The sequence below is a fragment of the Oscillatoria sp. HE19RPO genome, from assembly GCF_024220515.1.
GTDB lineage: Bacteria > Cyanobacteriota > Cyanobacteriia > Cyanobacteriales > Laspinemataceae > Laspinema.
This window is the reverse complement of record NZ_JAMXOT010000156.1, coordinates 1-18,627: the sequence shown is the minus strand read 5'-3', so window position 1 is coordinate 18,627 and position 18,627 is coordinate 1. Positions and strand designations below refer to the sequence as shown.

General features: G+C 49.7%; 18 protein-coding genes. 9 read left to right on the top strand and 9 right to left on the bottom strand.

From position 1 onward, the window contains the following. Window positions 1-121: 121 nt before the first annotated feature. Both NG833_RS14835 and NG833_RS14830 read right to left on the bottom strand, forming a co-directional pair. Window positions 122-1,978 carry an NAD(P)H-quinone oxidoreductase subunit F gene (locus NG833_RS14835; RefSeq protein ID WP_254566059.1) on the bottom strand — a complete coding sequence of 619 codons (1,857 nt, stop codon included), beginning with the start codon at window positions 1,976-1,978 and terminating at the stop codon, window positions 122-124. Between the two features lie 216 nt (window positions 1,979-2,194). Further along, complete coding sequence (locus NG833_RS14830; protein ID WP_254566058.1) at window positions 2,195-2,341, bottom strand: hypothetical protein; 147 nt, start codon at window positions 2,339-2,341, stop codon at window positions 2,195-2,197. 415 nt (window positions 2,342-2,756) lie between these two features. On the opposite strand from NG833_RS14830, the gene NG833_RS14825 reads away from it, so the two are divergent. The 6 genes from NG833_RS14825 (at window position 2,757) to NG833_RS14800 (ending at window position 7,733) form a co-directional block, all read left to right on the top strand. Beyond that, entirely contained in the window at window positions 2,757-3,068 is a 312-nt protein-coding gene (locus NG833_RS14825) for a carbon dioxide-concentrating mechanism protein CcmK (RefSeq protein WP_015148315.1), read from the top strand. A 92-nt stretch (window positions 3,069-3,160) separates the two neighbouring features. Beyond that, on the top strand, window positions 3,161-3,496 hold the full coding sequence (locus NG833_RS14820; protein WP_015148316.1) for a carbon dioxide-concentrating mechanism protein CcmK: 336 nt from the start codon (window positions 3,161-3,163) through the stop codon (window positions 3,494-3,496). Window positions 3,497-3,511: 15 nt separating this feature from the next. Next, complete coding sequence (locus NG833_RS14815; protein ID WP_254566057.1) at window positions 3,512-3,820, top strand: EutN/CcmL family microcompartment protein; 309 nt, start codon at window positions 3,512-3,514, stop codon at window positions 3,818-3,820. Window positions 3,821-4,057: 237 nt separating this feature from the next. Beyond that, window positions 4,058-5,692, top strand: coding sequence for a ribulose bisphosphate carboxylase small subunit (locus NG833_RS14810; protein WP_254566056.1), 1,635 nt, complete (start codon window positions 4,058-4,060; stop codon window positions 5,690-5,692). Between the two features lie 377 nt (window positions 5,693-6,069). Next, window positions 6,070-6,765 (top strand): carbon dioxide concentrating mechanism protein, encoded by a 696-nt coding sequence (locus NG833_RS14805; RefSeq protein WP_254566055.1) that lies wholly within the window; start codon window positions 6,070-6,072, stop codon window positions 6,763-6,765. 110 nt (window positions 6,766-6,875) lie between these two features. Further along, window positions 6,876-7,733, top strand: a complete 858-nt coding sequence (locus NG833_RS14800; protein WP_254566054.1) for a BMC domain-containing protein — start codon at window positions 6,876-6,878, stop codon at window positions 7,731-7,733. Window positions 7,734-7,818: 85 nt separating this feature from the next. Here the strand turns inward: NG833_RS14800 and NG833_RS14795 are convergent, their stop codons facing one another. Continuing rightward, a complete protein-coding gene (locus tag NG833_RS14795; protein ID WP_254566053.1) occupies window positions 7,819-8,115 on the bottom strand; it encodes a hypothetical protein in 297 nt (98 codons plus the stop codon). A gap of 388 nt (window positions 8,116-8,503) precedes the next feature. On the opposite strand from NG833_RS14795, the gene NG833_RS14790 reads away from it, so the two are divergent. Beyond that, the gene (locus NG833_RS14790; RefSeq protein WP_254566052.1) at window positions 8,504-9,364 is read left to right on the top strand and encodes an SDR family oxidoreductase; all 861 of its coding nucleotides are present in this window, start codon (window positions 8,504-8,506) and stop codon (window positions 9,362-9,364) included. 333 nt (window positions 9,365-9,697) lie between these two features. Here NG833_RS14790 and NG833_RS14785 read toward each other — a convergent pair whose 3' ends face one another. The 4 genes from NG833_RS14785 to NG833_RS14770 all read right to left on the bottom strand — a co-directional run bounded on the left by NG833_RS14785 (window position 9,698) and on the right by NG833_RS14770 (window position 15,482). Beyond that, window positions 9,698-10,720, bottom strand: coding sequence for a hemerythrin domain-containing protein (locus NG833_RS14785; protein ID WP_254566051.1), 1,023 nt, complete (start codon window positions 10,718-10,720; stop codon window positions 9,698-9,700). A 423-nt stretch (window positions 10,721-11,143) separates the two neighbouring features. Beyond that, on the bottom strand, window positions 11,144-12,292 hold the full coding sequence (dprA, locus tag NG833_RS14780) for a DNA-processing protein DprA (RefSeq protein WP_254566050.1): 1,149 nt from the start codon (window positions 12,290-12,292) through the stop codon (window positions 11,144-11,146). A 546-nt stretch (window positions 12,293-12,838) separates the two neighbouring features. After that, entirely contained in the window at window positions 12,839-14,101 is a 1,263-nt protein-coding gene (locus NG833_RS14775) for a glycosyltransferase family 1 protein (protein ID WP_254566049.1), read from the bottom strand. 721 nt (window positions 14,102-14,822) lie between these two features. Then, window positions 14,823-15,482: a DUF2301 domain-containing membrane protein gene (locus tag NG833_RS14770; RefSeq protein WP_254566048.1), complete on the bottom strand. Its 660-nt coding sequence runs from the start codon at window positions 15,480-15,482 to the stop codon at window positions 14,823-14,825. A gap of 99 nt (window positions 15,483-15,581) precedes the next feature. Between NG833_RS14770 and NG833_RS14765 the strand changes: the two genes are divergently transcribed. Continuing rightward, on the top strand, window positions 15,582-16,214 hold the full coding sequence (locus tag NG833_RS14765) for a hypothetical protein (RefSeq protein ID WP_254566047.1): 633 nt from the start codon (window positions 15,582-15,584) through the stop codon (window positions 16,212-16,214). 60 nt (window positions 16,215-16,274) lie between these two features. On the opposite strand, the gene NG833_RS14760 is transcribed toward NG833_RS14765, so the two are convergent. Next, window positions 16,275-17,051, bottom strand: a complete 777-nt coding sequence (locus NG833_RS14760) for an S-adenosyl-l-methionine hydroxide adenosyltransferase family protein (RefSeq protein WP_254566046.1) — start codon at window positions 17,049-17,051, stop codon at window positions 16,275-16,277. 1,060 nt (window positions 17,052-18,111) lie between these two features. Between NG833_RS14760 and NG833_RS14755 the strand changes: the two genes are divergently transcribed. Beyond that, a complete protein-coding gene (locus NG833_RS14755; RefSeq protein ID WP_254566045.1) occupies window positions 18,112-18,267 on the top strand; it encodes a hypothetical protein in 156 nt (51 codons plus the stop codon). A 147-nt stretch (window positions 18,268-18,414) separates the two neighbouring features. Here the strand turns inward: NG833_RS14755 and NG833_RS14750 are convergent. Next, a partial coding sequence (locus tag NG833_RS14750) for a hypothetical protein (protein WP_254566044.1) occupies window positions 18,415-18,627 on the bottom strand: 213 nt, incomplete at its 5' end.

Genomic DNA, 18,627 nt, shown 5'->3' with positions numbered 1-18,627 from the left:
AATCGCCTCTACATTATTTAGCGGCAATTCTCAACATTTGCGTAAGTCCATCCGAAGTGGATTGATTCGCGAATCAATCCTACATTTACGGCTTAAACTCAAATTCTGCAAACTCCCAGGTTTATAACAATGAACTCATCAACAGACCCAAAAGTGCAACGCCAATGAGAATGGTCAAAACATAGAGTTGAGACCCCCCAGGAACGGTATATTTTAAGCCTTGACCACTGAATACCGTGGCTAAACCGACCAAATTCACCAGTCCATCGACAAAGTAGCGGTCTATCCAAGCGGTGAAGCGGGAAAACTGTTGCACAGCTAACACCACGGTGACTCCGTACAACTTATCGATGTAAAAGTCATAAGCAAACAGGTCTTGTAACGGTTTCCAGGGAAGTTCTACGGCTTCGGTGCGGTTGGGGTTGAGATAAATTACTCCCCCGACAATACAGCCGACAATACCGGAGAGGACGACCAAGGGCAAGTCAAAGACTGCCGGGTCCGGTCCGTTTCTGGCCCAAGGCCCTGCCCAACTGAGCAAGAGTTGCCAATGTTGGAGCATCAGGGGAACCAGGAGGGTGACGATGGTTAAGCTGACCATCGGGACGGCCATCGGCCAAGGGACTTCTGGTGCACGGCGGGTTTTGGGTTGGGTGGGACCGAGGAAGACGAGACAGAAGACGCGGGTTAAGTTGAGGGCGGTTAAGCCATTAAAGACGATCAGCAGGAGCAACAGCCACCAGGGAACGCTCCAAAATCCGTTGACCCAGCGTTCCATTGCCCAAAAGTTCCCGAGAGGGATGAGGGCGATGGTCCCGGCGCTGCCGACGACAAAGGCGAGGGTGGTGGCGGGCATTTTGGACCACAATCCTCCCATTTCGGTGATGTTTTGGTTGCTGGTGGTGAGGATGATGGAACCAATGCTGGTAAAGAGGAGGGCTTTGGCGATCGCATGGGTGAGAAGCAGTAACAGCGCTACATCAACGTGCTGCATTCCCACGGCGATAAAGACTAATCCCAAGACGGCGCTAGTGGAGTGGGAGAGGGTGCGTTTTATATCGATTTGGGCGATCGCCACTAAAGAGGCTCCAATCGCTGTCATGGTCCCCACCACAATTAAGGTGGTTTCTGCCAACGGTGAAAGAGACACCACCGGCGAAAGTTTAATCAGCACATAAGCGCCGCAACTCACCACGAGGGAATTCCGAAGTAAGGAGGCCGGATTTGGACCTTCCATCGCCTCATCCAACCACAAATGCAAGGGAAATTGAGCACATTTGCCAATGGGACCGGCGATTAAGGTTAATCCGAGGAAGTTCGCCACCAGTGGCGAAAGTTCGGCAGTTTCGGCCCAAACTTCGATATCAGCAAAGTTGAAGCTACCGGCGAGAGTACCAACACTAACCACCCCCATGAGTAATAAAATATCTCCCACCCGTTTGGTTAAGAAGGCATCTCGCGCAGCGGTGACGACTAAGGGTTGGGCGTACCAGAAGCCGACAATGAGGTAAGTGGAAAGGGTGAGCATTTCTAGTAAGGCGTAACTCAAAAATAAGGAGTTACTAATCACTAGACCACTCATGGCGGCTTCAAAAAATCCCATTAGGCCAAAAAACCGGGCTAAAGACCAGTCTTTTTCCATGTAGCCTAGGGCGTAGACTTGGGCAATCAGACTCAATCCCGTGATTGATTCCATTGCGCCGGTACTCATTTGGGAGATTTCTAGGACGAAGGATAGATCTAAATCTCCGGTACTGAGCCAATTGATCACAATGAATTCCGGGCCGTGACCCCAGGTGGTTCTAAATAAGAATCCTCCATGAATAAATGCCACGATGGTTGCGAGGAGGTTGATGTAAGCACCAGGTCTCGGTCCCGTGCGTCGGACGATTCCCGACGACCAGGGGAGGGTTATAATTGAGCCGAGTAAGCTATATAAAGGAACCCACCAACTCGTTTGGATGAGCAACTGATTCATGACATATTCCTTGATATCAAGCGATTAAATTAATGAGCAACTGTCTTTTTCTTTTGTTTGTTCATCAGAAAAAGGGTTTGTCAAGGCAGATCTATAAGGGTTTGATCTGTGAGTTTTTTCGAGGTAGATTGACCCGCTCACTGTCGGCCTAAAACGGCGGACGAGATCGCAGGATTCGGCTGTTGACAATCGTAAAAGTTACGGACTGCTCGCCGATTAAGGGGGGTCTTTGGGGCGATCGCGCAGTCCAATTGCAACGGTTCCCACTGCCAATACTGGAAGATTTGGGGACAATTCCGGAGGAACCCTGGGCGATCGACCGTGAAGGCGAGTCGAGGGTACAGTTCGTCGCAACGGAGCCACTTGGTTCTCCTTGAGGGCCGTGACCACAGTGCCGCGAGCGACCCTCGGCTACTCCGTTGATTCGCTTTAGGGCAGGGGTCTCGATTAGGGGTGCGACCCCCACCAGTGGGACTGCTCCCCGATGCGACTGCACCCACTTCAGCACTCATGGCCCCAGTCGGTCGAACTCCTTTCCCATTGCAGCATTAATTTTATTAATAAAATATTAATTTTCTTTAACTTATTAGTTCTTCTAATTGCTTTTATTTGCGAACATGATTATTATTTATATTGTCAAGGGATACCTGATTCACCTATTCTTGATAAAGGGAGAGGATAGCTTTACGATAACTGAAAACGTTCGGGAAGACCGATCGCGGAACAATCGCAGCTTAGATTGAATTAAACCGACTCATCCATTCAGGAGACAGAAGAAATGCCTATAGCAGTGGGAATGATTGAAACCAGAGGCTTCCCAGCCGTGGTAGAAGCGGCGGACGCGATGGTAAAAGCCGCCCGCGTAACCCTTGTGGGATATGAAAAAATCGGGAGCGCTCGCGTGACCGTAATCGTGCGCGGAGATGTCTCCGAAGTGCAAGCCTCCGTCTCGGCTGGGGTCGAATCGGTCAAGCGTGTCAATGGCGGAGAAGTTGTCTCCACCCACATTATTGCCCGTCCGCATGAGAACCTAGAATACGTGCTGCCGATCCGGTACACCGAAGCCGTCGAGCAGTTCCGAACGTATTAACACCATTCAGGACCACCGTTCTGACTGGGACCAAAACAAAGCGTCATTGACGCAAACAGCAAATATCAACATTAAGGTTGGGAGTAAAATTCATGTCAATTGCAGTTGGAATGGTAGAAACCCTAGGGTTTCCCGCAGTCGTAGAAGCAGCAGACGCGATGGTGAAAGCAGCTCGCGTCACCTTAGTCGGCTATGAAAAAATTGGAAGCGGTCGCGTCACCGTGATCGTGCGCGGAGATGTCTCAGAAGTGCAAGCCTCCGTCGGTGCAGCCGTGGAAAATGTCAGACGAGTCAATGGAGGACAAGTCTTGTCTACCCACATCATTGCCCGTCCTCATGAGAACCTAGAGTATGTCTTACCGATTCGCTACACCGAAGCCGTGGAGCAATTCCGGGAAAGCACCACAGGCATTCGTTTAAGCCGATAAATTAGAGCATAAATCATGCAACTTGCCCAAGTTCGCGGTACCGTCGTCAGTACACAAAAGGATCCAAATCTGCAAGGAGTTAAATTACTCCTGGTGCAATTGATAGATGAGGAAGGACAACTCATCCCCAAATACGAAGTCGCTGCGGATAGTGTAGGGGCTGGTGTAGGGGAATGGGTACTTGTCACCATCGGGAGTGCAGCGCGGCAGGTGATCCGTCATGACGAACGGCCCGTGGACGCAGCAGTCATTGCGATCGTAGATACGGTGAGTGTTGAAAATCGCATTCTTTACAGCAAGAAAGAAACCGATCGCTTTCGTTAGTTAGTTTTGTTAGTCAGTATAGACAAACCAAACAAACCAACGCCAGCGATCTCATTCGGTGTGGAGTCAGGCGTCAGGAGTCAGAATTCTTCAGACGATTCACTTAACTTGTGCGATCGCACAGTGGACGAGGGGGCAGACGTGACAGCAAGCCTCTGTACCCTCGGTCAAACGAATTCTGAATTCTGAATGTCTGACGCCGATTCTAGTCGCATTCTTTGAAGGAGTAATTCAGATATGGTAGTCCGCAGTAAGGCGGCTCCGCCCACGCCTTGGTCAAAAAACATGGCCGAGCCGCAGATCCACAAAACCGCCTTCGTACATTCCTTCTCTAACATGATTGGGGATGTGCGGGTAGGTGCTCATGTCTTGGTTGCGCCGGGAACCTCAATCCGGGCCGATGAAGGCACCCCCTTTTCCATCGGCGAATATAGCAACATCCAAGATGGCGTTGTCATTCACGGACTCGATGAAGGACGAGTCGTGGGCGATGACAATAATTCCTATTCCGTGTGGATCGGCAAAAATTGTTCGATCGCCCACATGGCCTTAATTCACGGTCCCGCCTACGTCGGGGATGGCTGTTTTATCGGCTTTCGCTCCACCGTCTTTAATGCCCGAGTGGGCAAGGGCTGTATCGTCATGATGCACGCCCTGATTCAAGATGTGGAAATTCCCCCAGGCAAATACATTCCGTCTGGAGCGATCATCACCAACCAGCAACAGGCCGATCGCTTGCCGAATGTGACAGAGACGGACACCAAATTCGCCACCCATGTCCTCGGCATCAACGAAGCCTTACGCAGCGGGTATCAGTGTGTAACAGACAGTGCCTGCGTTCTCCAGATCCGCAATGAAGCCCCTGGTCCTGTAAATTCTAATGGCAACGCTACTAAACAAGAGACTATGACCATCACTCAAGAAGCCATCTCCCAAGTCCGAGATCTCCTCGCCGGTGGATATCGGATCGGTACCGAGCACGTGGATGAGCGCCGCTTCCGCACTGGCTCCTGGCAAAGTTGCGCGCCGATTAACAGCCAAAACCTCTCGGAAGTCATCTCCTCCCTAGAACAGTGTTTAGCTGAACATCGTGGCGAATATGTCCGCTTAATTGGCATCGATGCCAAAGCCAAGCGCCGGGTCCTGGAAACCATCGTCCAACGCCCGAACGGTCAGGTCTCCAGCAGCAACGGCACCAGCTCCTATCGCCCCAGTAACAGCCCCAGCAGCTACAGCGCATCCAGCGGAAACGGCGGTGGACTGCCCACGGAATTGGCCGATCAAGTCAATCACATCCTGAATCAAGGATTGCGTCTGGGCACCGAGCACGTGGATGAGCGACGCTTCCGCACCGGATCCTGGAAAAGCTGCGCTCCAATTGAGAGCAAGAATGTCTCCCAAGTGCTGGCAGAATTAGCCAATTGCTTGAAAGAACATCAAGGTGAATATGTGCGCTTGATCGGGATTGACCCGAAAGCCAAACGCCGGGTGGTCGAAACCATCATCCAACGCCCCAACGAACCCGTCGCCACCAATGGCAACGGTCGCACCTCCTCTGCCGGGACAAACTACAGCAGCAGCTATAATAGCGCCCCTTCTGGTGGCTCGGGTAACCTAGATCGGGAAGTCGCTCAACAGGTGCGTCAAATCCTCAGCCAAGGATTGCGCCTCGGTGCGGAGCACGTGAATAAGCGGCGCTTTAACAACGGGTCCTGGGAAAGCTGTGGTGCCATCGATACCCAAAATCCCTCCCAAGCTCTCGCGGCGCTGGAAGGATTGATGCGTCAGTATGCCGGGGAATATGTCCGCATCATTGGTATTGACCCGAAAGCCAAGCGGCGTGTGGTGGAAACGATCGTTCAACGACCCTAGTCTGAAGGGAAGCGTCAGGGGGTGGCCTCAAAGCCCAGCGGGTTGAGGCAGACCCAAAAAATAAAATCGCCAAAACCCGCACCCTCAAGGGTGGGGCTATACGGACAAAGCCTGCCTACGCAGGCTACAAGAGTATTGTTAGGTTTTTAAGCACCGAATTTGGATGATTTATTTTTTGGGATCCCCTGAGTGGATGCCAAGCCGTCGCTGCATTCTGTGGCAATCCGCCCGGTGAGTCAGGGAGAGAGGCGATCGCATCGCATCTTGACTCCCTCTCAACTTGGGCTGTCCACTTCTGGTTTCCCAACCCTTCCCCATACCGGAGATCTCCGGGGGGAAATTTTGAGATCGTTCGACCTTTAAAGGTTCCATTTCCCATGTATTTGCCGCCACTGCAACCCAATCGGAATCCCAATATTTATATGAGTGGCGATGTCACCATTGATGAAGGTGCCGCGATCGCCTCGGGAGTCATCCTCCAGGCATCCCCAGGTACTCGCATCGAGATCGCCGCTGGTGTCTGCATTGGCATGGATTCCATTCTGCAAGCCTGTCAAGGCAATCTAATCATTGAAGAAGGAGCGACCCTCGGTGCCGGAGTCCTGGCGATCGGAACCGGCAAAATCGGGACCAATGCTTGCATCGGCAGCGCTACGACGTTACTGCATCCCACGGTTGCATCCAATGAAGTGATTCCCCCCGGTTCCTTACTCGGGGATGAAAGTCGTCAATGGATCGATGTGGAAAGCACGACTGCTGCCGCCGATCCAGGTCCGGTATCCGCTGCGGGTCCCAACCCAGTTGCCCCGGATCCGGTCCCAACCGCTCCACCCCCACCGCCCGAACCCGCCACTGCCTCTGAGCCAGAACCTCCGACTCCAACTCCGACTCCGGAGATCTCGCAACCCATCAGCAGTAATGGCAATGGTTCAGAACCGGCAGTAGCACCCCCAGAGCAGCCCGCAGTCCCATCCTCTCCCGCTTATGTCTATGGACAAGCCCATCTCAACCGATTGATGCAAACCTTGTTTCCCCATAAACAAAACCCCATCGAACCCATCCCAGAGGATTAGATTTAGTCCCTATTCGATTTGAAATGTTACGTTTGAGATCAGGTGAAGAAATTGAGAACCGATACCCTCAGCTAATGTGGGACCTCGGTCATGTTTGAGGGAGAGGCAAGATGGAAAGACGCGATGTAGGACTGGTAAAGCGCGAGCAAAAAACGCGCAGTCACGACCTTCAGGATTTAGCTTTGGGTTTAGTATCTACCCAAAGTTTCCCGGCGATCGTCGGCTGTGCGGATATGATGCTCAAATCCGCTGGGGTGATTTTAGTTGGATTTGAAAAAATCGGAGGCGGTCACTGCACCGCAGTGGTCCGGGGCAAAACGGCAGACGTGCGCTTGGCGGTAGAAGCGGGTGCTGAAACTGCCGAAAAGTTTGGTCAAGAGGTTTCTAAGCTGGTTATCCCCCGTCCCTTGGCAAATTTGGAAGCCATCCTCCCCATCGGTGCGCGGTTGATGGATTTGGCCCAGGGTAATCAAGGACGTCCGAGCCATCAAGCGATCGGACTGGTGGAAACCCGAGGATTTCCGGCGTTGGTGGGGGCGGCAGATGCTATGCTCAAGTCCGCTGATGTGGATTTAACCGGCTATGAAAAGATTGGCGACGGGTTATGCACGGTGATTATCCGAGGGACCGTGGCGAATGTGGTCGTCGCTGTGGAAGCAGGGATGTTTGAAGCTGAACGGATTGGAGAACTGACCTCGGTGATGGTGATTCCCAGGCCCCTGGATGACTTGGAGCGGGCTCTGCCTCTGGCTAGTTGTTTTGTTGAGACGGCCCAACCCCTGCAAATGCCGGTTGTCATTGAGGAGAAAGAGCCTGAACTGTTAGCCTTGCCGGAGTTGGAGAAACTGGGTAAACCCCAAGAAGTCGAGGCGGAACCCTTGGAGTTGCCGGAGTTGCAGGAATTGGAGGAATTACAGGAATTACAGGAATTACCGAAACTCGAACTGGAGAACCCGGATCAAGAATAAATTGAGTTCTGGCCCCTGGGTATTTTGGCTGGGAGGCGATCGCTGATGGGTTCCGTTTAGCAGGAGTCCCGGTGATTTTGGCCTGCTAAGATTCAGGAATCTCTGATTGAGACTGGCGATCGAGAATCGCTTCGGCAATCCAGCGAGCAAACGCTTCATCCCCCATGCGAGATAATGCCTCTAGCAGGATGTCTTGGGATTCTTCTGGCGCGTCCCGAGTTAACTCCACCGGGAGGGCTAACAAGGGCATATTCTGGATCAGGTCCAAGAGGTCCTCGCGGATGCGTTTGCGCTTGGTTTCCAGGACCATTACGGTTCGACGAATCGATCGCTCCCGGGTGACTTCGAGTAATAAAACATCCTGTTCATAAAAGTTATTCATCAAATACACTCCTTGGTGGATACCCTTATCCCGAATCCGGTTGCACTTCCCTACTGAACACCAGCGCGATCGCCTGCTGTGAGCCATCTTAAACGACTTTACCCTTCCGTAACTACAGTCCCTGGGTAGGATTTAATACGGAATCCGGTGGTCCAGCCTCTGAATCTGCCCCTTTTGCTCCAGACTACAGCCTCTGGGGTCTCCTCGCTCTGCGCCGCTGCTTGTCCATCAGCGTTAATTTTTCCTTTTTAAATTCTTGGTAATTTGGCCTAACACTTGCCGGATATGCCTAGAGGATGAGATTAAAAATCTATAAAAAGACAGGGGGCGATTCCCGAGAATTAGTTCTATTTATAAGGGGTAGTTTAAAAAGTTTACGGAAAATTGTATGCCGACGCAAGAAAAACAACGCCCCCCTCAACATCAAAACCAACAACCCGGACGGCAATCAGAAATGAATCCCCGTCCTAAAGCTCGGGCTTCTGAGTATAAAGGCAGTGGAAAACTAGAAAATAAAGTGGCTTTAATTACCGGAGGAGATAGCGGGATTGGTCGTTCGGTGGCGATTCTATTTGCCCGAGAAGGAGCGGATGTGGCGATCGTCTATCTGAACGAACATGATGATGCCAAAAAAACTCAAGATATGGTAGAAGCCGAAGGGCGTCGCTGTCTGCCGATCGCCGGAGATATCGGAGAAAAAAGCTTTTGTGAACAGGTGGTTAAGCAGACTGTGGATGCTTTCGGCCATCTGGATATTTTGATTAATAATGCAGGGGAACAACATCCCCAAGAAAATATTGAGGATATCAGCCAAGAACAGTTGGAAAAAACATTCCGCACCAATATTTTCTCCATGTTTTACCTGACTCAGGCGGCGATGCCTCATCTGCAAGAAGGCAGTGCGATCGTCAATACGGCCTCGATCACCGCCTATAAGGGAAATGAATCTTTACTGGATTATTCTTCCACCAAGGGGGCGATCGTTGCCTTTACCCGATCCTTATCTCAAAAAGTCGTCAGCAAAGGAATTCGCGTTAATGGCGTCGCACCCGGTCCAATTTGGACTCCCCTAATTCCCGCCACCTTCCCCCCGGAAAAAGTCGCTACCTTCGGTCAGCAAGTGCCGATGAAACGGGCCGGAGAACCCGAGGAAGTCGCCACCTCGTATGTGTTCCTTGCCTCAGATGATTCTTCTTATATGACAGGTCAAATTCTGCATCCTAATGGTGGCGCTGTTGTTGGCGGTTAAGGGTTGAGCTTATCACTGAAAATACCAGGTTAATCCCTTTTTCAGTTGCTCTCCAGGACTGAGGCAGATTTTAAAAATCAATCTTCCATAAATGTAGAGGCGATTCGCGAATCGCCTCTACATTTATGGGTTCATGTTAAATCTTGTGTAAGTTGTCAAAATAAAAAACCACCCCCTCAAGGGTGTGAGTTTTTATAAACCTTTAAAACCGGATTCCGTATAATTTAGAACTTGCTTTTTAATCGGGTAAAAACAAAAAAAAGGAGGGAATTCTCCCCCCCTTTCGCTAACTTACAACGTTAGGTTAGCAACTCACTGACCTGAGTTTTTGTCTTAGGACGCCATTGATTGCTGAATTCGGCTTTTAGCTGCTTTAAACTCTTTGGACAGTTGTTGCAGTTGGGCCTCATTCATGGTTTGACGGAATTTATTGAACATATCGTTCTCTTCTTCCTTGACATGATGCTGGACCATATCTTTCAACTGTTTGACACGAGGCATAAAGCTGGCATCACTACCGTTGGTGGATTTGATGGCTTCGAGAAGTTGTTTCATCTCCGTCTGCTCGTCATACAGATGTTGCACTTTTGGTAATTGAGCGCGGATAGCGGGATAGACCACTTCTTCTTCAGCTTCCGCGTGAGCGGTAAGGTCCTTATAGATTTGACCGAAGAATTCTTCGCGTTTTTTAGCGTCGTTGGTGTTTTCGATTTCCATGAAGAGGGTATCGACCTTGCGGTGATCTTCATAGATGATTTCCAGAATGTTCATATCATCTTTGGCGCGGCTGGCGGCGCTACCAAAGACACCACTTAAGGCTGCCATTGCATCTTGAACACGACTCCAAACGCCTTGATCCGGGTCTTGTCCGGTGAGTTCGCGAGTCCCGAGGACTTCCAGAATACCCTTGAGTTGTTCTTGGTGAGAACGGTTTTCAAAGTTCACCGTATTCAGGGGAGTGATGGCGGCTTCGATGTCAGCGCCGACGACTTGTGCGGCTTTATGGACGAGCAGTCCTTTCATCACCTGAGCGTGTTTGAGCAATTCGTGCTGAGACATTTTCTCAAACAGGCTCATGTTGGAATCTTCCATCATTTTCTGAGCCTGTTTGAGGGTTTGCTCGGTGGTGCTACCCGGCTCAGAGGGATTGCCATATTGAATGATGGTGGTTTCAATGATGCCGAGGTTTTTGCGGTCGTCCTCTAGCATATTTTGCAAGCGCTCGCGGATATCGGGGTCGCTGGTGGCGCTGATAAATTTTTGTTCATTAGAAATGATGAAATTTTGCACGGCTTTCATATCGGCCAGTTTTTCGGCGATCGCCATGCGTTTAGTATCTTGTAATTGAACGGTCATTCGAGTGTTCTCCTTGTAATTCAGGATTTAAAGTTGTTGTCAACTATCCTTCACTTTAAAAGATGGTCGTTTTATCTCCATCCTTCTTTAGGCAGATCGTCGGGTTTTAAAAGGAACACAATTTTTGAAAATAAAACTATAAATCGGGTAATAATTTTTACTTATTTCACTGTAAAACCCGCATTCTAAAAAGCATCTATTTAGGAACAGTCGAGGAAATCTGTATAGAGTAGCCAGATTTTTAAAATTGTGGGTTGGGGGCAAATACTCCTTCTGATAGGGTAATTTTTATGCCTTTAGAGGGTACACAATTTGGATTGAAATCCCTAGTAAGGCGCAGTAATCATTTGTCCTGTCCGGTGCAAGAGATGGGTAATGGGGAAGTTGAAAAAGATCCGGATCCAGCGACTTAAAACCCCCGATTCAACTGCGGCGATAGCGCATTCCCGGTAATTGCTCGACCAAGCCAATTAATTCGAGTTGCAATAACGCACTGGAGACCGAGGCGGCATCGAGTTGGGCTTGGGATACAATCAGATCGAAGGCGATCGGCTCGATCGCCGTCGCCTCCCAGACTTGTTGCAATGGAGGGTCTAAATCCGGAACCGATGCCCGGGGTGGCACCACTGTAGTGGGAGTCGTGGGGGTTGCCGCAGTGGGGGAAGGGGTGGAATGAAGTTTAGGTATGGCCCCTAGCATTTCCAGCAATTCCGTTTCATTGATGATGGTTTCGGCCCCATTTTTCAACAAGCGTAAACAGCCTTGAGAATTGGGGTCATCAATGCGTCCGGGTAAGGCAAAGACATCTCGGCTGTATTCATTGGCAACTTTAGCCGTAATCAGCGCCCCCGATCGCTCCGGTGCTTCCATCACTAGAACCGCCTGACTTAACCCGGCAATAATCCGATTGCGTTGGGCGAAATGTTCTCGCCTTGTGAGGGTTCCCACGGGATGCTCACTCAAAAACAATCCTTTTTGGATAATCTTTTCCGAGAGATGACGATTGGTTTCTGGATATATTTTGTTTAAGGGAGTTCCGAAGACGGCGATCGTGCGACCATCGGCATCTAAACAACCGAGATGGGCGTGAGTATCGATGCCTGCGGCCATGCCAGAAACAATGGTAAAGCCACATTCCGCCAGAATCTGGCTAATTCGGCGAGTCCATCGCTGCCCATATTCCGAGGGGTGACGAGTGCCGACAATGCCGACAATGGGGCGATTGCCGAGGGTTTCCTGGCGATCGAGTTGACCTTGGTAATACAGCAGGGGGGGTGGGTTGGGGATTTCCCTGAGCAAACGCGGATAATCCGGGTCCGCAGGGGTCCAAAAATTGGGGTTGTGGCGCAGATGTTCGGTGTAAATTTGTTCGGGGTTCAGTTGCGATCGCCTTGTGACAATTTTTTCCACCAGTTGCCGACCCAAACCCTGAACCTGAGTGAGAGCCTCTGGTTCAGCTTGCCAAGCCGCCGCTAAACTGCCGAAATAGGTAAACAACCGACCCAACAACACCGGGCCGACTGTGGGAATTTGTGACCAAGCCACCCAAAATGCTCGTTCTTCCAGATACATTAACCCTAATGACTCCTATCGAAAAATCGGGGGGAAATATCGGCGATCGCATCTGATACGGAATCCGGTTGTCAAAGTCTGTATAGCCCCACACCCTCAAGGGTGGGTCTATACAGACGAAGCCCGCCTGCGCGGGCTAAAGAGAAAATCGACTGGAGACAACCGGATTTGGTATGATGAGTACCCTTCTGTCATCCTTCCCGGGTGAGCTATCACCATTGAGGCTGATCATCCCGGGATATGGATGGCGATCGTACCCCCTTGAATTTTAGGGGAAAGTGCAGTTTGGAACAACGGCAGGACTTCCTCATATTTTGAAAACCCACCCTAAATGTAGAGGCGAGAAAGCGAATCGCCTCTACGTTTAGGGTTTCATGTTAAATTGCGTAAGTCCTATTTAGGCATTAGGGGTGTTCCAACAAATAAATCATCCAAATCCCGATGGTTAAGCATCTAACTATATTAGCCCGCGCAGGCGGGCTTTGTCCTGTGAGCCTCCACCCTTAAGGGTGCGGGTTTTTTGGGTATTTTATTTTTTGGAGTTCCCTAGGCGATCGCCGGGTCCAGGGACTGGCTGGATTGGACCAGCAGGCTACTGTATAAGTGACTCAGTTGACGAGCCACGCCATCCCAGCTAAACTGGCTTTCTACCCGTTCGCGAGCCGCTTGACCTAATTCGTCTTGCCAGTCGGAGTGAGCTAAAATGCGGTCAATGGCGACAGCAAAGGCGGCATCGTCCTGGGGTGGACAGAGTAGGCCGGTTTCTTCTGAAACCACTGTGAACTGTAATCCGCCCACATCTGAGGCGACAACCGGGGTCCGGCTGGCCATCGCTTCGATCGCCACTAAACCAAAGGGTTCATAATGGCTCGGAACGACACAGACATTGGCTGCGGCATAATATAAGGGTAACTCCTCATGGCCGATCCGTCCGGGAAAGGTCGTCAAGCCAGCAATTCCCAATTTTTCTACTAGACTGGCAATGCGATCGCGTTCTTTCCCATCACTTTGACCCGGACGCCAACCCCCACCAATCATCAGGCGGAGGTCCTGCCGATCTCGCAGGGTGGAACGACTCACCGCCCGAACTAAGGTTTCAATCCCTTTGCGTCGGTCAAATCGACCCACATAAAAGACGACGGAACTATCCTGGGGAATGCCCAGTTTTTCCCGCGCTATTGCCTGGGAAACACCGCCAAATTGATGAATATCGGTGCCGCAAGGAATCACATCGATTTGTCCCTTGGTGGAAACCAGGGTTCGGATATGTTCTTGTTCTTGAGGAGAGGTTGCCACAATGCGATCGGCATTTTCCAAACAAGCCTTTTCAATGCCTAAGCGGGTACTGGCAATCATCGGAATGGTAGAAACGGCTTTATACTTAACCGCACCCAGAGAGTGGTAAGTATGAACCTGTTGAATGGGTTGAATTTTTTTCAACTCCATTCCCACTGCTGCCGAAATCCAGTAATTCGTATGAACCAAGCGATAGTCTAGGTGCTGTTGTGCTTGAAATTTCAGAAATTCCTGAACAAACTCGGGGACATATTCATAAATTTTTTGCCGGGGCACGAATTCTTCGGGTCCAGCGACTAAGCGAATCGTGCGACAATTGGGGGTATGTTGTACCACCGTCGGTTGTGTTGCATTGGACTTGCGGGTGAACATATCCACTTGCCACCCCAGATTTCCTAACGCTTCTCCAACCTTACGGACATAAACATTTTGGCCTCCAGCCTCTTCTTTACCAATTTCTATGGCCGGGTCGCCATGAACGGAAATTAAAGCAATCGACTTTGAGTGGATCATGGGTATAAGCTAGGGGTGAAGAAACTGAATTATGAAAACACGGCCAGTGTTGATCGCTGCGATTCCAGTTCGGTTGGGTTCTCCCTGAATACTAGAGTTGACCTGGATTCTGTGGGGATTTCTTAACACTAGGCTGAGTGACTCCAGGACTGGTACTGGAACTCAAAGCGTTGACCTAACATCCTTTTCAGGCAAAAATTTGAGCAAACTCCGCTATTAATGGGTTCTGATCGGTCATTTTCCCCCCTTGCATAAAAGGAATTAGGAAGATAGAACCCTACAGTCGAGCGCGTTCTTCCGAACTTTTTTGCGAGGAAAATTTATATGGAAATCATAAAAAATAAATCAGAGGGAGCGCATCTACCCCCCGAAATAATTCGAGGGGAATAGCTCAAGGAACAGAACCTCAATCCCACTCATGGAACGTAGCAACAAAATGAGCGGATTTGCCTGATGGCATGGAGGTTAATCCCTTGAGCTGATTTTATCTTTTGGCCGTCTTGAAGCCCAACTCCCGCCCCGGGTGTTTGTGGTTTGTCAGAATTTCTTGACAATTAGCTGCAAGGCGAATTTTTTCTTACAATTGAGCGGGAGTAAAACCCTCATAATTTGCTCTGTCGCCCTGTTGGAGAGTCTAAAAGGCTTGGACCGGAATCAAGGAACCTATGTCCTCTATCATTTTTGTTCTGTACAACCCGGTACAGAAATATGAATCATCGGATTAAGCTTGCGCTTTTTTCTGTTGCTTGAGGTAGGCAAAAACACTTTTGTCTCCAATATCTGCGGGAATGTCTTGTCCTGCTTTTCGCAGGGCAAAGACTAGAAAGAGAATGGCCCAAATTGCTAATAGGATTTTTTCCATTGAGGGGGTTAATAAACCCGCGAGGTGACCTAAAATCAGCAGGGGAACTAAGGGGGTGAGTAATTTAGTTTCTAGACGATTGAAACAAAAGGCTTCTTTAAAATAAATGCCCGTTAAGGCGACAAAGGTAAATCCAATACCGACGAGGGCGATCGCCTCGTGATAAACTGTGAGCACGAAGGGGTCTGGGCGAGTGAAAATCACCGTTAATGCAGTGACGGCCCCAGTCGCCCAACAGACTTGCAGGAACCGATGGAGGACTTTGAGATAGATGTGAATCGTCAGTAAGCTGACGCCGAGTGCCAGACAGAAACAGGCATAGAGTACGCTGAGACTGGTGAGGATCGCTGGGGTGGTTCCTTGCCAGAAGAGGAGTACCGTGGCGATGGCGAAACTCAGGGCGGCTACCATCAAGCCACTGCGATAGATGATAACAGATTGGCGATCGCTCGGGGTAATGCTAAATTCCCCAAACTGCCCTTGATAGACTGGCGATTCCATAGAATTAGCTTGAGTCATGATTAATTTGACCGATCTACTCCAAGGTAATGGTTGTTCGAGATACACTTTAGATTATGACCCATCTGATGACTGAACTGACCCTGATAAGCTCTAAAAATGAATAAATCAAAAAAAACTCCCAAACCAAGTGCCTCATCCCCCTCGGTCCCGAAAATTATAGAAATTGATGAAGGGGTTTTTGGCCCCCGACTTATGGAACGCGGGGAAATTCCCATCAATCCTCATAAAATACTCGATTTAGTCAAGAGGATGAGCCAAATGGAAGCGTTATTACTAGATGATGAGGATGAGGATGATGATGATTTATTTTTAGAAGATAGTTTTGATGAAGATGAGTTTGAACTAGAATTACAAGAAATTTTAGGCAGTCCTAATTTAGAGGTCAATGAAGAAAATTTAAACCGATATCTACAATTCCTGAAAGCTCGGATTAAACCCCCTTATAAACTGACGGGAAATGGAGAATTTGACTGGGAAGAAGAGTATGTGAGTGGCGGCAAGAGCAAAAAAGAATATGAAAAGCTGAAAAAACAACGGCCTTCTTATCTGGATACGTTTAGTTTGGTTCAGTTCTGTGAGGTCGGGACCGAGGGGATTATGGTTAAGGTGGAACGGACCAGCGATCGCCGCCAGTTTATCCTTCCTTTAATTGATTTAGATGTCACCACAGAAGATCCCGAGCATTTTGAATTAATTGATAATTATCTCCTGTGGTTTTTCAGTTATTAGGCCAATTTGCCGAAACTTCAGGGTTGGCGATCGCCCTTTTCAACAACCCACCCAGATCCGTTAGCTCAACCTCACTCTCACCGTTGCACCAATGGCGAGTTGGAGTAGATCGGCAGCATTGCCGCCATTGATGGCAATTTCCACCCAACCCTGAGAACCGATGAGGGCGATCGCACCTCCTCTGGGTGCATCACTGTAAGTATTTCCCCCCGGAATCATGCGATCGCCCACCCCAACAGACCCCAGTTTCCCCATCACCAGAGTCCCAGGAATATTCGTAATCAGGTTACCAAAGCGATCGATATATTGGATACAACCGGCGATTTCCTGGTTTTCCCATTGACACTGCGGCAGATCCAGGGTGACTAACGTCCGGGGATCAATCTTTGGTCCTAGATCCTCTAAAGGCACGCCATTGGTCACATGAGCCCCCACTGGAGCAAAAATATCTCGTCCATGAAACGTCGTACTCGGGTCAGGGGTGCGCCAGTAGTCAGAATTGCTCAGTTCCACCGCTGCGAGAATGGGGTTTTCTGGACTGAAGACCCCAGAGAACAACCCGTTATCAGGTCCCACCAAGATGGCGTGCGGCAGTTGAAGGGCGATCGCCCGCCTTGCACTGCCCACCCCTGGATCCACGACCGCCACATGAACCGTCCCCTCGGGAAAATAGGGATAAGCATTCATCAGACAAAAACGCGCAGCAGCAATATCCTGGGGGGGAATCTCATGGGTGAGGTCCACAATGGTGACCCCGGGATTGATACAGGCGATGACGCCCTTCATCACGCCGACATAGACATCCTGGGAACCAAAATCAGTTAAAAGAGTAAGCATGGGGGATGGGTCATTGGTCATTAGTCATTGGTCATTGGTTATTGCTCAATTGTCCGGGGAGGATGGGGGAGATGGGGAGGATGGGGGAGATGGGGAGGATGGGGAGGATGGGGGATTTTCGTAGTAACGACTGAAGTCGTTATCTCCCTTTTGTAGTAACGACTTCAGTCGTTTCCCCCGTTTGTAGTAACGACTTCAGTCGTTTCCCCCGTTTGTAGTAACGACTTCAGTCGTTTCCCCCGTTTGTAGTAACGACTTCAGTCGTTTCCCCCGTTTGTAGTAACGACTTCAGTCGTTTCTTTCTGATTGGGAGTGGCGATCGCCTGTTGGGGTTTTTTGAGTCTATGGGTGACTCCATGAGGTTAATGCCCGGAAACGACTGAAGTCGTTACTACAAACACAGAAATTCATTCCGGGTTTCTTTCTAATTGGGGGTGGCGATCGCCTGTGTTGGCCGAGTCTTGGGTGACTCCATGAGGTTAATGCCCGGAAACGACTGAAGTCGTTACTACAAACACAGAAATTCATTCCGGGTTTCTTTCTGATTGGGGGTGGCGATCGCCTGTGTTGGCCGAGTTTAGGGTTACTCTAGGAGGTTAATGCCCGGAAACGACTGAAGTCGTTACTACAAACACAGAAATTCATTCCAGGGTTTCTTTCTGATTGGGGGTGGCGATCGCCTGTGTTGGCCGAGTCTGGGGTTACTCCATGAGGTTAATGCCCGGAAACGACTGAAGTCGTTACTACAAACACAGAAATTCATTCCGGGTTTCTTTCTGATTGGGGGTGGCGATCGCCTGTGTTGGCCGAGTCTTGGGTTACTTCAGGAGATTAATGCCCGGAAACGACTGAAGTCGTTACTACAAACAAAGAAACACAAAAATTTATTCCCAGAACGCTAGTTATAAAAACTTAGCCTTCCCTGGTCCCTGGTCAGGATCGGGAGGAGGAATCCGAGCTAAATCTTAAAATTTTGGTAAATTTTGATACTATTCCTGATTTTAAGTGTTATTTTAGAAGTAAGGGAAAATACACGAATTGAAAACGGAAAAAGTCCACCATGAACAAAATTAGTCATGAAACCTTGAAACAAGCCGCTGCCATGCACCGCGCAACTATCCGCCAGAAGCTACAGTATCGCCTGGAAATGGCCAGACAGAAAGGGGATGAAAACTTGATTCGGATGCTTGAAGCCGAAGCCAGCTATTTCAGCTAATCACCGATTATTAAGGAACCCCTTTGAGAAAACCCCGAATAGAGAACAGATGTAGAGACGCCTCATTTCGCGTCTCTATCATAGTTTAGGGGCCTAGTGACGAGGGTGGGGATTCTGAGCCTGATGAGATATCAGGTGGGCAATATTTTAGGCAGTGGGAGCATCTTCGGGACTTGATCCGAGAAGAAGATGCTCCCTTGTCTGTTTTGGAGAACTCAAGGGGGGTGAGAAACCGGGTTTCTGGCCAAGATTTGTGGCAAATTGCAGCAATCTTGTTGAGAAACCCGGTTTCTGTGCCTGGGGATTGGTTTTGGGGGTGAGAAACCGGGTTTCTGGCCAAGATTTGTGGCAAATTGCAGC

Excerpts from the sequence above, each read along its gene's own strand:
- NG833_RS14760 (WP_254566046.1), bottom strand. The coding sequence starts at position 17,051 with ATGCTTACTCTTTTAACTGATTTTGGTTCCCAGGATGTCTATGTCGGC.
- NG833_RS14790 (WP_254566052.1), top strand. The coding sequence starts at position 8,504 with ATGCCGACGCAAGAAAAACAACGCCCCCCTCAACATCAAAACCAACAA.
- NG833_RS14825 (WP_015148315.1), top strand. The coding sequence starts at position 2,757 with ATGCCTATAGCAGTGGGAATGATTGAAACCAGAGGCTTCCCAGCCGTG.
- NG833_RS14770 (WP_254566048.1), bottom strand. The coding sequence starts at position 15,482 with ATGACTCAAGCTAATTCTATGGAATCGCCAGTCTATCAAGGGCAGTTT.
- NG833_RS14815 (WP_254566057.1), top strand. The coding sequence starts at position 3,512 with ATGCAACTTGCCCAAGTTCGCGGTACCGTCGTCAGTACACAAAAGGAT.
- NG833_RS14835 (WP_254566059.1), bottom strand. The coding sequence starts at position 1,978 with ATGAATCAGTTGCTCATCCAAACGAGTTGGTGGGTTCCTTTATATAGC.
- NG833_RS14765 (WP_254566047.1), top strand. The coding sequence starts at position 15,582 with ATGAATAAATCAAAAAAAACTCCCAAACCAAGTGCCTCATCCCCCTCG.
- NG833_RS14755 (WP_254566045.1), top strand. The coding sequence starts at position 18,112 with ATGAACAAAATTAGTCATGAAACCTTGAAACAAGCCGCTGCCATGCAC.
- NG833_RS14800 (WP_254566054.1), top strand. The coding sequence starts at position 6,876 with ATGGAAAGACGCGATGTAGGACTGGTAAAGCGCGAGCAAAAAACGCGC.
- NG833_RS14775 (WP_254566049.1), bottom strand. The coding sequence starts at position 14,101 with ATGATCCACTCAAAGTCGATTGCTTTAATTTCCGTTCATGGCGACCCG.
- dprA (WP_254566050.1), bottom strand. The coding sequence starts at position 12,292 with ATGTATCTGGAAGAACGAGCATTTTGGGTGGCTTGGTCACAAATTCCC.
- NG833_RS14795 (WP_254566053.1), bottom strand. The coding sequence starts at position 8,115 with ATGAATAACTTTTATGAACAGGATGTTTTATTACTCGAAGTCACCCGG.
- NG833_RS14810 (WP_254566056.1), top strand. The coding sequence starts at position 4,058 with ATGGTAGTCCGCAGTAAGGCGGCTCCGCCCACGCCTTGGTCAAAAAAC.
- NG833_RS14785 (WP_254566051.1), bottom strand. The coding sequence starts at position 10,720 with ATGACCGTTCAATTACAAGATACTAAACGCATGGCGATCGCCGAAAAA.
- NG833_RS14820 (WP_015148316.1), top strand. The coding sequence starts at position 3,161 with ATGTCAATTGCAGTTGGAATGGTAGAAACCCTAGGGTTTCCCGCAGTC.
- NG833_RS14805 (WP_254566055.1), top strand. The coding sequence starts at position 6,070 with ATGTATTTGCCGCCACTGCAACCCAATCGGAATCCCAATATTTATATG.